At 72.8% G+C, this 14,061-nt stretch carries 12 protein-coding genes, 1 rRNA gene and 1 pseudogene; all 14 read left to right on the plus strand.

Annotation, left to right across the window (positions count from 1 at the left end):
* A 5S ribosomal RNA gene (gene rrf / locus ITJ48_RS00005) occupies positions 1-77 on the plus strand; the annotation flags it as partial.
* Between the two features lie 634 nt (positions 78-711).
* The gene (locus ITJ48_RS00010; RefSeq protein ID WP_370544691.1) at positions 712-1,635 is read left to right on the plus strand and encodes a hypothetical protein; all 924 of its coding nucleotides are present in this window, start codon (positions 712-714) and stop codon (positions 1,633-1,635) included.
* A complete protein-coding gene (locus ITJ48_RS00015) occupies positions 1,613-2,632 on the plus strand; it encodes an HAD-IIA family hydrolase (RefSeq protein WP_194611937.1) in 1,020 nt (339 codons plus the stop codon). Before ITJ48_RS00010 ends, ITJ48_RS00015 begins: the two co-directional genes overlap by 23 nt.
* A 1-nt stretch (position 2,633) precedes the next feature.
* Entirely contained in the window at positions 2,634-2,837 is a 204-nt protein-coding gene (locus ITJ48_RS00020) for a hypothetical protein (protein WP_370544692.1), read from the plus strand.
* Positions 2,838-2,845: 8 nt separating this feature from the next.
* A complete protein-coding gene (locus ITJ48_RS00025; protein WP_194613236.1) occupies positions 2,846-3,691 on the plus strand; it encodes a TlyA family RNA methyltransferase in 846 nt (281 codons plus the stop codon).
* A 5-nt stretch (positions 3,692-3,696) separates the two neighbouring features.
* Positions 3,697-4,620 carry an NAD kinase gene (locus tag ITJ48_RS00030; RefSeq protein ID WP_370544844.1) on the plus strand — a complete coding sequence of 308 codons (924 nt, stop codon included), beginning with the start codon at positions 3,697-3,699 and terminating at the stop codon, positions 4,618-4,620.
* Positions 4,617-6,326 carry a DNA repair protein RecN gene (gene recN / locus ITJ48_RS00035; RefSeq protein ID WP_194611940.1) on the plus strand — a complete coding sequence of 570 codons (1,710 nt, stop codon included), beginning with the start codon at positions 4,617-4,619 and terminating at the stop codon, positions 6,324-6,326. The genes ITJ48_RS00030 and recN overlap by 4 nt, the downstream gene beginning before the upstream one ends.
* A 140-nt stretch (positions 6,327-6,466) precedes the next feature.
* A complete protein-coding gene (locus ITJ48_RS00040; protein ID WP_194611941.1) occupies positions 6,467-8,227 on the plus strand; it encodes a CTP synthase in 1,761 nt (586 codons plus the stop codon).
* Positions 8,228-8,230: 3 nt separating this feature from the next.
* Complete coding sequence (locus ITJ48_RS00045) at positions 8,231-8,803, plus strand: NUDIX hydrolase (protein WP_194611942.1); 573 nt, start codon at positions 8,231-8,233, stop codon at positions 8,801-8,803.
* Between the two features lie 34 nt (positions 8,804-8,837).
* Positions 8,838-9,761 carry a site-specific tyrosine recombinase XerD gene (locus ITJ48_RS00050; protein ID WP_192041474.1) on the plus strand — a complete coding sequence of 308 codons (924 nt, stop codon included), beginning with the start codon at positions 8,838-8,840 and terminating at the stop codon, positions 9,759-9,761.
* A gap of 94 nt (positions 9,762-9,855) precedes the next feature.
* Complete coding sequence (locus ITJ48_RS00055) at positions 9,856-10,755, plus strand: ParA family protein (RefSeq protein ID WP_192041475.1); 900 nt, start codon at positions 9,856-9,858, stop codon at positions 10,753-10,755.
* A complete protein-coding gene (locus ITJ48_RS00060; protein ID WP_194611943.1) occupies positions 10,739-11,596 on the plus strand; it encodes a segregation/condensation protein A in 858 nt (285 codons plus the stop codon). The genes ITJ48_RS00055 and ITJ48_RS00060 overlap by 17 nt, the downstream gene beginning before the upstream one ends.
* The gene (scpB, locus tag ITJ48_RS00065; RefSeq protein ID WP_192168929.1) at positions 11,586-12,212 is read left to right on the plus strand and encodes an SMC-Scp complex subunit ScpB; all 627 of its coding nucleotides are present in this window, start codon (positions 11,586-11,588) and stop codon (positions 12,210-12,212) included. The genes ITJ48_RS00060 and scpB overlap by 11 nt, the downstream gene beginning before the upstream one ends.
* A pseudogene (locus tag ITJ48_RS00070) lies at positions 12,202-12,984 on the plus strand (pseudouridine synthase); the annotation flags it as partial. The gene scpB and the pseudogene ITJ48_RS00070, both read left to right, overlap by 11 nt.
* Positions 12,985-14,061: the final 1,077 nt, after the last annotated feature.

A 14,061-nucleotide genomic window follows, 5' to 3' on the forward strand; every position in this document is an offset into this window, starting at 1 on the left:
CGAACCCGGAAGCTAAGACTCTCAGCGCCGATGGTACTGCAAGGGGGACCTTGTGGGAGAGTAGGACACCGCCGGACTCCTTTTGAGAGAAGAGCCCCTCCACTGGAGGGGCTCTTCTTGTTTAACCCGACAGTCGCCAAGAGATGCTGGCTCGCCTCGGGGCCATCCGTTGGTAGTCTCGTACCTCGGCCGCAGCGAGTCCCGCTCGTCCTGGCCGATCGACTTCCGGGGTGCGAGCCCCCACAACACAACAGCTGCCTGCACGACAGAACGAGGAGCATCTCCGTGAGCGACCGCGACGACGACCGACCCGACCGACCCCGACGAGACGCGTCCTCCGGACGTGACGGCGGTGCACGGGGGGAGCGCCCGTCGGGCGGCGACCGCGGGGCCCGGGGCGACCGGCCCCAGCGCGGTGAGCGTCCTGCGTACGGGGACCGCGCCTCCTCGGGTCGTCCGCAGGGTGGGGGAGACCGTCGAGGCGGTCCCTCGTCCGGCGGTCGTTCGGGCTCGACCGGCGGTCGTCCCTCGACCGGTTCCGGTCGTCCGTCGAGTGGTGGGCGTCCGTCGACCGGTGGCGGCGGTCGACCTTCGACGGGTGGCGGACGTCCCTCCACCGGTGGACGTCCCTCGAGCGGATACCAGGGGAACCGCGAGACGCCTGAGGACCGCGATCCCTACGGTCTGAAGTCGGTCCGGCCGGCGCAGGAGGTGGCGCACGTCCCCGACGACGTCGAGCCCCGCGATCTGGACAAGGTCGCCCGCGGCGAGCTGAAGACGCTGAGCAAGGAGAACGCCGACTGGGTCGCGAAGCACCTCGTCATGGCGGGGCGCCTCATCGAGGAGGAGCCGGAGGAGGCGCACAAGCACGCGCTGTCGGCCGGTCGCCGCGCTGGTCGCATCGGTGTCGTGCGCGAGACCATCGCCATCACGGCGTACACGGTCGGGGACTACGCGCTGACGCTGCGCGAGCTGCGGACCTACCGGCGCATCACCGGTCGTGACGACCAGCTGCCGCTGATGGTGGACAGCGAACGCGGGCTGGGACGTCCCGAGCGCGCTCTCGAGCTCGGGCGATCGGTAGACGTCTCGACCCTGGCGCCGGCGGTCCGCGTCTCCCTGGCCATCGCCATGAGCGGTGCCCGGCTCGACCTCGACCAGCCCGACGCGGCGCTCGGCGAGCTCGAGATCCCGCAGCTCGACCGCCGTCGCGCGTTCGAGTACAGCCCGGCCCTGTTCGACGCGTACGCCACCGTCCTAGAGGACCTCGGTCGCGACCGTGACGCGGAGGAGTGGCGCACGCTGGCGGAGCGGGCCGACGCGGCGCTCGAGGCTCACCACGGCGACGACGACCGGGAGACCGTCGAGGTCGTCGAGGAGGAGCTCGAGCTCGACGAGTCCTGGACCGCCGAGGACGAGTCCGTGCCTCTCGAGGAGCCTGCCGCTGACGACGTGCCCGAGACAGACGGGGCAGCCGCACTCGATGGGGAGCCTGTTGTCGATGGGGGGCCTGCTCTCGATGAGGAGCCTGTTGTCGATGAGGAGCCTGCGGCCGATGAGCAGCCGGTCCCCGCCGACGAGTCTGCAGGCGACGACGAGCCCGTGACGGACGATGAGGCCGAGCACCGTGGCTGACGGCCCCACGCCCCTGGACGGTGTCGACACCGTCCTCGCGGACCTCGACGGGGTCGTGTACCGCGGTTCCGTCGCCATCGACCACGCCGTCGAGAGCCTGACCGCGGCGGCGGAGACGCGCCGGGTCGGCTACATCACGAACAACGCGTCGCGCACCGCGGCGACGGTGGCCGCGCAGCTGAGCGGCTACGGGCTGCACGTGACCGCAGACGACGTGGTGACCTCCCCGCAGGCGGCCGTGCGCCTCCTCGTCGACGCCGTGCCGGCCGGCTCGACCGTCCTCGTCGTCGGGGGAGACGGGCTCACGTCCGTGCTCGAGGCCGAGGGCTTCCGTGTCACCCGGTCCGCGGACGACGAGCCCGCGGCCGTCGTCCAGGGCTTCAGCCCCGAGGTCGGCTGGTCCGACCTCGCCGAGGCCTCGTTCGCCCTCGCGGCGGACATCCCGTGGATCGCCACGAACACCGACTGGACCATCCCGCAGGAGCGCGGCACCGCACCCGGCAACGGCACGCTCGTCAGCGCCGTGCACACCGCCGTCGGCCGTCTGCCCGTGACCGCGGGCAAGCCCGAGACTCCGATCTTCACCGCCGCCGTCGAGCGCTTCGGCGCCACGACCGCGATGTTCATCGGCGACCGGCTCGACACCGACATCCTCGGCGCCCGTCGTGCCGGGCTCGTCTCCGTGCTCGTGCTGACCGGCATCGACGGCGCCAAGCAGGTGCTCGCGGCCGAGAAGGGCTCGCGGCCCGACTTCATCGTCGGCGACCTGCGCGAGCTGAGCCAGCCGTATCCCGAGATCGTCGAGCACGACGAGGACGACGTCCACGTGGTCACCGTGCGTCAGGCCCGCGTCGCCGTCCGCGGCGGCGTCGTCCGGGTCCTCGCGGCCGGCGGCGACCCCGTCGACCTGCTGCGCGCCGGCGCGCACGCCGTCTGGGGCACCGGACGGGCGATCTACGGCCTCGACATCGACCCTGCCCTGCACCCCGGTGAGTAGGGTGGACGACACCATGCAGCAGGAGCCGAGGGCCGTCGACACGACGTCCGACGAGGAGGCGACGGCCGAGCTGGCAGGACGCCTCCGGACGATCGAGGCCCTCCCCCTCGACCAGCGTGCCGTCGCGTTCGGCGCCGTGCACGACGAGCTGCGGGTCGCGCTCGAGGGCACGGGCGAGACCGACGACAGCCCGGGTGGTCGGTGACCGTCCGCATCGAAGAGCCGGAGGACGCCGCCTCGTCCGCCGAGCAGGCGGAGCGGGCCGGCCAGCGGCTCGACGCGGCGCTCGCGTCCCGGGGGCTCGCGCGCTCCCGCACGCACGCCGCCCGCCTCCTCGCCGACGGCCTCGTCACGGTGAACGGATCGGGTGCCGTCAAGGCGTCGACCCGCGTGGTCGAGGCGGACACCGTCGAGGTGGCCGGCCTCGACCACTACGTGAGCCGCGCGGCGCACAAGCTCCTCGCGGCGCTCGACGCCTTCGACGTCGACCCGCGCGGTCGCACGGCGCTCGACGTCGGCGCGTCGACGGGCGGCTTCACGCAGGTGCTGCTCGAGCGGGGCGTCGACCACGTGGTCGCGCTCGACGTCGGGCACGGCCAGCTGTCGCCGTCGATCCGCAGCGACCCTCGCGTCACGGTGGTCGAGGGCGTGAACGCGCGCTACCTCGAGGCCGACCAGCTGCGGGGCCTCAGCGACCGCGCCTCCTCGATCGACCTCGTCGTCGCCGACCTGTCGTTCATCTCGCTCACGATGGTGCTGCCGGCGCTGGTCGCCAGCGTGCCTGTGGAGAGCGACTTCGTGCTGCTCGTGAAGCCGCAGTTCGAGGTGGGGCGGCAGGGCATCCGCGAGGGAGTCGTGCACGACGCCCGGCTGCGGAACGAGGCCGTCACCTCGGTCCTCTGGGCGGCCCACGACCTCGGCCTCGGCACGGCGGGGATCATCCCCTCACCGATCGTCGGGACGGCAGGCAACAAGGAGTACGTCGTGCGGTTCTCGGCTCGCCACGGGTCGAATCCGACAGAATGGCTCGGCAGGTCCGAGAGCACGACGGGAGCGTGAGACAGATCGACACGACGACACGGCACATCCTCGTCGTCTCCCACACCGGGCGACGCGACTCGCTCGACGCCGCCCTCGAGGTCTGCGCCCTCCTGGTCGGCGCCGGCGTCGTGCCCGTGCTCTCCCGTGACGAGTGGGACGACATCAAGACGGCCGCGCCCGACATCGAGCCGGTCGACATCCTCGGCGAGGACGTCGCGCTCGACGCCCTCGAGTGCGTCATCGTCCTCGGCGGCGACGGCACCATCCTCCGGGCCGCCGAGCTCGTCCGGGGCACGCGTGCCCCGATCCTCGGGGTCAACCTCGGCCACGTCGGGTTCCTCGCCGAGAGCGAGCGCGACGAGATGGCGTACGCCGTGTCTCGCGTCGTCGCGCGCGACTACGACGTCGAGGAGCGCTTCGCCCTCGACGTGCGCGTCGTCGAGGGCGCCGAGGTCGTCTGGCGCACCTGGGCCATGAACGAGGCGACCGTCGAGAAGGCGTCGCGCGAGCGGATGCTCGAGGTCGTCATCGAGGTCGACGGGCGTCCCCTGTCGTCGTTCGGCTGCGACGGCGTCGTCATGTCGACGCCCACCGGGTCGACCGCCTACTCGTTCTCCGCCGGGGGCCCGGTCGTCTGGCCCGAGGTGCAGGCGCTGCTGCTCGTGCCGCTGAGCGCCCATGCCCTCTTCGCCCGTCCGCTGGTCGTCGGCCCCGACTCGACGCTCGCCGTCGAGGTGATGAGCCGCACCGACGGCCGCGGCATCCTCTGGTGCGACGGACGCCGCGAGCACGACCTGCCGCCCGGCGCCCGTGTCGAGTGCACGCGCTCGGACCAGCCCGTGCTGCTGGCCCGCCTGCGACAGGGGCCGTTCACCGACCGCCTCGTCGCCAAGTTCAAGCTCCCGGTGACCGGCTGGCGCGGCCCCGAGCAGGGAGACGCGTCGTGATCGAGGAGATCGCGATCCGCGACCTCGGCGTCATCGGCCGCGCGACCCTGCCCCTCGGGCCGGGGTTCACCGCCGTGACCGGCGAGACCGGCGCCGGCAAGACCATGGTCGTCACCGCGCTCGGCCTGCTGCTCGGCCAGCGCGCCGAGAGCGGCATCGTCCGCTCGGGCAGCACCCAGGCGGTCGTCGACGGCCGGTGGGTCGTCCCGGCCGACGGCGCCGTCGTCGAGCGCGTCCGCGACGCCGGGGGAGACGTCGACGACGGCGAGCTCTTCCTCAGCCGCGTCGTCTCGGCCGAGGGCCGCAGCCGGGCCGTCGTGGGCGGCCGGTCCGCCCCGATCGGCGTGCTGGGCGACCTCGCCGACCACCTCGTGGTCGTGCACGGGCAGTCCGAGCAGATCCGGCTCAAGTCGGCGCAGGCGCAGCGGGCGGCGGTGGACGCGCACGGTGGTGCGCCGCTGGCCGCGGCCGCCGCCTCCTACCGGGCCGCGTTCGAGGCCTGGACGGCCGCCCGTGACGAGCTCGCCGAGATCACCCGTGACCGCGACGAGCGCCGTGCCGAGGCCGATGCGCTGCGGGCCGCCATCGACGAGATCGAGGCGGCGGCTCCCGTGGCCGGCGAGCTCGACGAGCTCGACGCCACGGCCGACCGGCTCAGCAACTCCGAGGACCTCCGGCTCGCCGCCGGCCTCGCCCACGAGATCCTCTCCACCGACGCCGTCGACGGCACCCGCGACGTCCTCTCGCTCGTCGAGGAGGCGCGGCGGCAGGTCGAGCGCGTCGCCCCGCACGACCCCGCGCTCGCGCCGATCGCCGACCTGCTGGCCGAGGTCAGCGTGCAGGTGTCCGAGTCGTCGTCACGCCTGTCGAGCTACCTCGGCGGCCTCGACGCCGACGCGGCGGGTGACCTCGAGGCGGTCCAGACCCGTCGTGCCGAGCTGTCGTCGCTGCTGCGCAAGCACGGTCCGGGCCTCGACGACGTGCTGCGGCTGCTCGACGAGGGCAGCAGGCGCCTGGTCGAGCTCGACGGCGACGACGACCGACTCGCCTCGCTCGACGACGAGGTGGCGCAGTTCCGGGCCGAGGCCGAGTCCAGGGCCGGGGTCCTCAGCGACCTGCGCCGCGCCTCCGGCGCCGACCTGTCCGAGCGCGTCAGCGCCGAGCTGTCCGCGTTGGCCATGGCCGGTGCCGAGATCGTCGTCGAGGTCACGCCGCGCGACGAGCTCGGCAGCACCGGTGCCGACGTCGTGTCGCTGCTGCTGCGCCCGCACCCGGGAAGCGAGCCCCGCCCGCTCGGCAAGGGCGCCTCAGGAGGCGAGCTCTCGCGCGTCATGCTCGCCCTCGAGGTCGTCATGGCCGGGGCGAGCGACGTGCCGACCTTCGTCTTCGACGAGGTCGACGCCGGCGTCGGCGGGTCGGCCGCGATCGAGATCGGTCGCCGGCTCGCCGCGTTGTCCGAGCGAGCCCAGGTCATCGTCGTGACCCACCTCGCCCAGGTCGCCGCCTTCGCGACGAACCACCTCCGCGTCGTGAAGGACGCGTCGGGCGAGGTCACCGCGAGCAGCGTGCAGCAGCTCGAGGGCGACGAGCGGGTCGCGGAGATGGCCCGGCTGCTCTCGGGGCTGCCCGACAGCGCGAGCGGACTCGACCACGCCCGCGAGCTGCTCGAGCTCGCGGCGGCCGGCCGCGCCGTCACACACTCGTAACAGGCAGCGGTGGCTGACCGGCCCCGCGTGACATAGGATGGAATCCCGTGGTGAACGTTGAGAACTCGGGCCTTGATTCCTCCTCGATCGACGGAGGTGGGCCTTCTGAGTCTCCTTCTGCGGGTCGCAGCAACTCCAGCGTGACGAAGCACAGTGTCACCAAGCACATCTTCGTCACCGGCGGCGTCGTGTCGTCGCTCGGCAAGGGCCTGACGGCCGCCAGCCTCGGCAACCTGCTCACGGCGCGCGGGCTGCGCGTGGTCATGCAGAAGCTCGACCCCTACCTCAACGTCGACCCGGGCACGATGAACCCGTTCCAGCACGGCGAGGTGTTCGTCACGGACGACGGGGCCGAGACCGACCTCGACATCGGGCACTACGAGCGGTTCCTCGACATCGACCTCGACCAGGCCGCCAACGTGACGACGGGCCAGGTGTACTCGACCGTCATCGCGAAGGAGCGTCGCGGCGAGTACCTCGGCGACACCGTCCAGGTCATCCCGCACATCACGGACGAGATCAAGCGCCGCATGCGTCAGCAGGCCGAGGGCGACGTGGCCCCCGACGTCATCATCACCGAGGTCGGCGGCACCGTCGGCGACATCGAGAGCCAGCCGTTCATCGAGTCGGCTCGTCAGGTGCGCCACGAGCTCGGGCGGAACAACGTGTTCTTCGTGCATGTCTCGCTCGTGCCGTACATGGGCGCCTCGGGCGAGCAGAAGACCAAGCCCACGCAGCACTCCGTCGCGGCGCTCCGCTCGATCGGCATCCAGCCCGACGCGCTCGTTCTGCGCAGCGACCGCCCCGTGAGCGAGGCGAACAAGCGCAAGATCGCGCTGATGTGCGACGTCGACGAGGATGCGGTCGTCAACGCGAAGGACGTCGCGAGCATCTACGACATCCCCTCGATGCTCAACGAGCAGGGCCTCGACTCGTACATCATCCGCCACCTCGGCCTGGCCGAGAAGGCGGGCGAGGTCGACTGGTCCGGCTGGCAGACCGTGCTCGACGCGGTGCACCAGCCGAAGCACGAGGTCACCATCGGCCTCGTCGGCAAGTACATCGACCTGCCCGACGCCTACCTGTCGGTCACCGAGGCCCTGCGTGCCGGCGCTTTCGCGCACCAGGCCAAGGCGAAGCTCGTCTGGATCCCGTCGGACGACTGCGAGACGCCCGAGGGCGCCGCGGCGGCGCTGTCGCAGGTCGACGGCATCTGCGTGCCCGGCGGCTTCGGCATCCGCGGCATCGAGGGCAAGCTCGGCGCACTGAAGTTCGCCCGCGAGAACGGCATCCCGACGCTCGGCCTCTGCCTCGGCCTCCAGTGCATGGTCATCGAGTACGCCCGCGACAAGGCCGGCCTGGCCGGCGCCTCCTCGTCCGAGTTCGACCCCGACACCGAGTTCCCCGTCATCGCGACGATGGCCGAGCAGGTCGACATCATCGCAGACGGCGACCTGGGCGGCACCATGCGCCTCGGCCTCTACCCGGCCGCCCTCCAGCCCGGCTCGCTCGCGGCCGAGCTGTACGGCTCCGAGCTGGTCGACGAGCGCCACCGCCACCGCTACGAGGTCTCGAACCAGTACCGCCAGCAGATCGCCGACGCGGGCCTCGTGTTCTCGGGCACCTCGCCCGACGGCACCCTCGTCGAGTACGTCGAGCTCGACCGCGCCGAGCACCCGTTCTACATCGGCACCCAGGCGCACCCCGAGCTGCGGTCGCGCCCCAACCGCGCGCACCCGCTGTTCAGCGGCCTCGTCGGTGCGTCGCTCGAGCGCCAGAACTCGAGCCGCCTCTTCGCGGACGAGGGCGACGACGCGAGCGAGACCCGTGCCGACGCGGTCGCTGCGGCCGTGGACCCGACCGACGGCGCGGCCGAGGCCGCTGCCCCCGGGCGGTCCTGAGCCGTGACCGACTCCGAGCTGCTCCGCGACGAGCCCGCCGACCCGACCGTCACCTCCTCCGACACGGTCTTCGAGGGCGCCGTCTGGAACGTCGTCCGCGACGTCGTCGACTACAACGGCTCGCCGATGACGCGCGAGTACGTCGCGCACACCGGCGCCGTGGCGGTGCTCGCGGTCGACGAGCACGACCGCGTGCTGGTCATCAAGCAGTACCGGCACCCGATCCGCACCCGCGACTGGGAGCTGCCCGCCGGCCTGCTCGACGCCGAGGGCGAGTCGAAGCTCGACGCGGCCAAGCGCGAGCTGGCCGAGGAGGCCGACCTCGAGGCGACCGACTGGGACGAGCTCGTCTCGTTCCACACGACCCCCGGGGGCAACGACGAGATGGTCACGGTCTACCGGGCCACCGGCGTGACCGCGACCGCTGCTGCCTTCGACCGCACCGACGAGGAAGCGGACATCGAGAAGCGCTGGGTCGCCCTCGACGAGATCGTCGACGGCGTGCTCGCCGGGCGCCTGCACAACTCCATCCTCAGCATCGCGGCCCTGGCCGCGACCGTCGCCGCCCGCCGCTGACGACGCGGCGGCCGGCGGTCGGGACGAGCGGACGATGACCTCGATCGAGGAGGCGGTGGCCCGCTACCTGAGGCACGTCACGGTCGAGCGCGGCCTGTCCCCGAACACCACGGCCGCCTACCGACGCGACCTCGTGCTCTGGGCGGCGCACCTCGAGGAGGCGGGACGCGCCTCCGTCGAGGAGGTCGCGCCGGCGGACGTCGCGGCCTTCCCGGCCGCACTGGCGACCCGTGCGGACGACCCGCTGCGCGCCTCCAGCGTGGCCAGGGTGCTCTCGTCGGTGCGGGGCCTCCACCGGTTCCTGCACGAGGAGGGGCTGGTCGCCGTCGACGTCGCGGCCGGCGTCCGCCCGCCGAAGCTGCCCTCGCGCCTGCCCAAGGCCATCTCGGTCGCGCAGGTCGAGGCCCTGCTGGCCGCGACCGACGGCGACGAGCCGGCCCGCGTGCGCGACAAGGCGCTGCTCGAGCTGCTGTACGCGACGGGCGCCCGCGTGAGCGAGGCCGTGGCGCTCAACGTCGACGACGTCATCGACGGGGGAGACGTCGTGCGGCTGTTCGGCAAGGGCGGCAAGCAGCGGATCGTGCCCGTGGGCAGCTTCGCGCGGCGGGCGCTCGACGCGTGGCTCGTGCGGGGCCGACCCGAGTTCTCGGCGCGCGGCGACGCGACGCCCGCGCTGTTCCTCGGGGCGCGGGGCGCCCGGCTCTCGCGCCAGAGCGCCTGGCTCGTCATCCAGGCCGCGGCCGAGCGCGCCGAGCTCGACGTCGACGTCTCGCCGCACACCCTGCGGCACTCGTTCGCGACGCACCTGCTCGAGGGCGGCGCCGACGTGCGGGTGGTGCAGGAACTCCTCGGGCACTCGTCCGTCGCGACGACGCAGATCTACACGCTCGTGACGGCGGACGCCCTGCGGGACATGTACGTCACGGCGCACCCGCGGGCCCTCCGACCTGCCTCCTGACCAGGCACTACCTTCATCCGCCGCATGAGGCTTCCTGCCCGCGGGACGGGCGCGTCAGCCCGGCCGCGCCGAGGGCCGCCGGTACCATCGACATGTGAGCACCAAGTCGACCTCGAGCACGCCCGCCCTCTTCGAGAGCGCTCCGGCGACCGTCCCCGCGAACGGTCCCACCGGTCGCCCGCGCACCGAGTTCGCCGTCCCCGAGCCACTCGACGGCCACGGCCCCGCGCGCATCATCACCCTCTGCAACCAGAAGGGCGGCGTCGGCAAGACCACGACCACCATCAACCTCGGCGCCGCGTTCGCCGAGTACGGCCGTCGCGTGCTCGCCATCGACTTCGACCCCCAGGGCGCCCTCACCGCGGGCCTCGGCGTGCAGGCGCACGACCAGCCCACGATCTACGACCTCATGATCGGCTCCGTCAAAGATGCGCACGACGTGATCGTGCCGACCCGCGTGCACGACCTCGACGTCATGCCCGCGAACATCGACCTCTCCGCCGCCGAGGTGCACCTCGTCAACGAGGTCGCCCGCGAGCAGATCCTCGCCCGCATCATCCGCCAGGTCAGCGCCGAGTACGACGTCATCCTGATCGACTGCCAGCCCTCGCTCGGCCTGCTCACCGTCAACGCCCTCACCGCGGCGCACGGCGTGCTCATCCCGCTCGAGTGCGAGTTCTTCGCCCTGCGCGGCGTGGCCCTGCTCGTCGAGACGATCGAGAAGGTCCGCGACCGGCTGAACCCCGCCATCACGCTCGACGGCATCCTGCCGACGATGTTCGACTCGCGCACCCTGCACAGCCGCGAGGTGCTCGAGCGCGTCGTCGACGCGTTCGGCGACGAGGTGCTCGAGACCGTCATCGGCCGCACCGTGAAGTTCCCCGACGCCTCGGTCGCCGGCATCCCCATCACCCAGTTCGCCCCCGAGCACCCGGCGGCGCAGGCCTATCGCCAGCTGGCCCGAGAGCTGATCGCGCGTGGTGCCGCAGCCTGAGGCCACCGTCGTCGTCGCCGACCCGAGCGGTGCCCCCGATCCCGCAGCCGGTGCGTCGGCGCGGGGGTTCGAGGTCGTCCTCGACAACTTCAGCGGTCCCTTCGACCTGCTGCTGACCCTGATCGGCAAGTGCGAGATGGACGTCACCGAGGTGGCGCTCAGCGCGGTCACCGACGAGTTCATCGCCTACCTGCGCACCGTCGACACCGACGAGGACCTCGACCAGGCCAGCCAGTTCATCGTCGTCGCCGCGACCCTGCTCGACCTCAAGGTCGCCGGCCTGCTGCCCCAGGGCGAGCTCGTCGACGCGGAGGACGTGGCGCTGCTCGAGGCGCGCGACCTGCTCTTCGCCCGGCTGCTGCAGTACCGCGCCTTCAAGCAGGCGGCCGAGTGGTTCGCCGAGCGCGGCGCCGTCGAGTCCCGCCGCCATCCCCGCACCGTGCGGCTGGAGGAGAAGTACCGCGTCACGACGCCGGAGCTGGTGTGGACCCTCTCGCCCGACGACTTCGCGGCGCTCGCCGCCTTCGCCCTCACGCCGCAGGCCGTGCCGACGGTCGGCCTCGACCACCTGCACGCCCCGCTCGTGAGCATCCGCGAGCAGGCCGCCTGGGTCGTCGCGATGCTGCGCGGCGCCGGGGTCGCGACGTTCCGCGAGCTCGTGGCCGACGTCGACCAGAAGGGCGTCGTCGTCGCGCGGTTCCTCGCGCTCCTCGAGCTCTACCGGCACGGATCGCTGGCGTTCGAGCAGGTCGAGCCCCTCGGCGAGCTCAGCGTGCGCTGGGTGGCCGAGCACTGGACCGACGAGGCGCTGGACTCGCTGGGGGCCGACTATGACGGCTGACGCGACGACCGCCTCCTCGGCTCGCAGCGCCGTCGACGACGGGCCGGACGACCGCGCCGACGACGACCGCGCGACCGCCCGGGCCCTCGAGGCCGTGCTGCTGGTCGCCGACGAGCCGCAGTCGCTGCTCTCGCTCGCCGCCGCCGTGGGGCGACCGACCGCGGAGGTGCGCCGTGCGGTGGCCGACCTGGTCGCCGACTTCGACGGCGTCGACGGCACTCCCCGGCGCGGCTTCGAGCTGCGCGAGGTCGGTGGCGGCTGGCGTTTCTACGTGCGGGAAGAGCTGGATCCCGTCGTGCGCGATTTCGTGCTGACGGAGAACCCGTCCAGACTGTCGCAGGCGGCTCTCGAGACGCTGGCGGTCATCGCCTACAAGCAACCCATCACCCGGAGCAGCATCGCGCAGATCCGCGCGGTGAACGTCGACTCGGTCGTCCGTACACTGGTGGGTCGCGGCCTGGTCACGGAGTCGTCCACCGACCCCGAGACCGGCGCCCTCACCTACGAAACGACGGATCTCCTGTTGACCCACCTCGGCATCGCCTCGCTCGACGAGCTCCCGCTGATCTCCCCGCTCCTCCCTGACGGATCCGGAGGATTCGACGATGTCATCTGACCCCACCACCACCCCCGACGACGACCTGCCCACGGGCGAGCGCCTGCAGAAGGTCATGGCCGCCGCGGGCGTCGCCTCGCGCCGTGTCTCCGAAGACCTGATCGCCGCAGGGCGCGTCACCGTCAACGGCAAGGTCGTCACCGAGGCCGGCCGCCGCATCGACCCCGAGAAGGACAAGGTCGTCGTCGACGGCGCCGCAGTCCAGCTCGACACGACGCGTCGCTACGTGATGCTCAACAAGCCCGTCGGCGTCGTCAGCACGATGAGCGACGAGGCCGACCGCCCCGACCTGAGGCAGTTCACCTCGGACTTCGAGGAGCGCCTGTTCAACGTCGGCCGCCTCGACGTCGAGACCAGCGGCCTGCTGCTGCTCACGAACGACGGCGAGCTCGCCCACGTGCTCGCACACCCCTCGTTCGGCGTCACCAAGACCTACATCGCCAAGGTTCGCGGCGTCGTCACGCCCGCGGTCCTCGCGCAGCTGCTCGCCGGCGTCGACCTCGAGGACGGCCCGATCGCCGCCGACCGCGCGGCCGTCGTCGCCGGAGGCGCGGGCCTGTCGCGCTCCGCCGACTCGTCCCTGGTCGAGATCACCCTGCACTCGGGGCGCAACCGCATCGTCCGCCGCATGATGGAGGAGGTGGGCCACCCCGTCATCGACCTCGTGCGCCGCTCCTTCGGCCCGCTGCACCTCGGCACCCTCAAGGCGGGCCACGTCCGCTCGCTGAACAAGACCGAGCTCGGCGCCATCCTCACGATCGCGCGCGACGCCTCGCCGTCGCCCAAGGTCGACTCCGTGCCCACGATCGAGAGCGGCGACGCGCCGGTCGACGAGGCCGACGTGGTCGAGGTCGCCCTCGACGCGGACGAGGTCGAGAAGGAGTTCTACGACGAGGACGACGACGAGTACGACCCCGAGACCGACGCCCGCGACGCCCGTCGCCGCGTGCCCGGTGCCGGCCCCCGTGCCGGCGTCGGCAAGGGCGACGCCCCGGTGTCGCGACGCGCGGAGGTGCGGCGCGAGCAGGCAGGACGCCGCGAGCAGGGCGCGGACCGCGGCGGGCGCCCCGTGCGTGACGACCGTGCCGGACGCCCTGAGCGCGGCGGCTACCAGGGCCGCGACGACCGTGCTGACCGGGGCGATCGTGGGGGCTACGCCGCTCGCGAGGACCGTGGCGGCTACGCCCCCCGCGCCGACCGCCCTGGCTCGGGTGCCCGCGGAGGCGCTGCCCGTGAGGACCGTGGGGGACGCCCGGAGCGTGGTGGCTACCAGGGTCGTGACGACCGTGGCGGGCGTCCTGCCGGTGGCGGGTACCAGGGTCGCGACGACCGGCGTGACGACCGTGGCGGACGCCCCGAGCGTGGTGGCTACCAGGGTCGCGATGACCGTGGTGGTCGTCCTGCTGGTGGTGGCTACCAGGGTCGTGACGACCGTGGTGCCCGTCCCGAGCGCGGCGGCTTCGTGTCGCGCGACGACCGTGTCGGACGCCCGGACCGCGGCGGCTACGTGTCCCGCGACGACCGTGGCGGCGCTCCCCGTGGTGGAGACCGCCCGCTGAGCCCCGGCGAGGAACGCGCCGCCGGCTACCCGAACCGCGACCTGCCGAAGGACCCGCGCACCGGCCGCCCCTCCGGCGTCCGTGCCGGCGGACCCGGATCCGGCCGCGGCGGCCGCGAGGACCGCAGCGCCCGTGACGGCGACGACCGCGGCGGCTACCAGGGCCGCGACGACCGTGGTGCACGTGACGACCGCGGTGGACGCCCCGAGCGCGGCGGCTACCAGGGCCGCGATGACCGCGGCGGACGCCCGGCTGGCAGCGGCTACCAGGGTCGCGATGACCGTGGTGGT

Origin of the sequence: Frigoribacterium sp. VKM Ac-2530 (assembly GCF_015350835.1) — a bacterium.
Lineage (GTDB): Bacteria > Actinomycetota > Actinomycetes > Actinomycetales > Microbacteriaceae > Frigoribacterium.

Coding starts and splice junctions, on each gene's coding strand:
- ITJ48_RS00050 (WP_192041474.1), top strand. CDS start 8,838: ATGACCTCGATCGAGGAGGCGGTGGCCCGCTACCTGAGGCACGTCACG.
- scpB (WP_192168929.1), top strand. CDS start 11,586: ATGACGGCTGACGCGACGACCGCCTCCTCGGCTCGCAGCGCCGTCGAC.
- ITJ48_RS00015 (WP_194611937.1), top strand. CDS start 1,613: ATGAGGCCGAGCACCGTGGCTGACGGCCCCACGCCCCTGGACGGTGTC.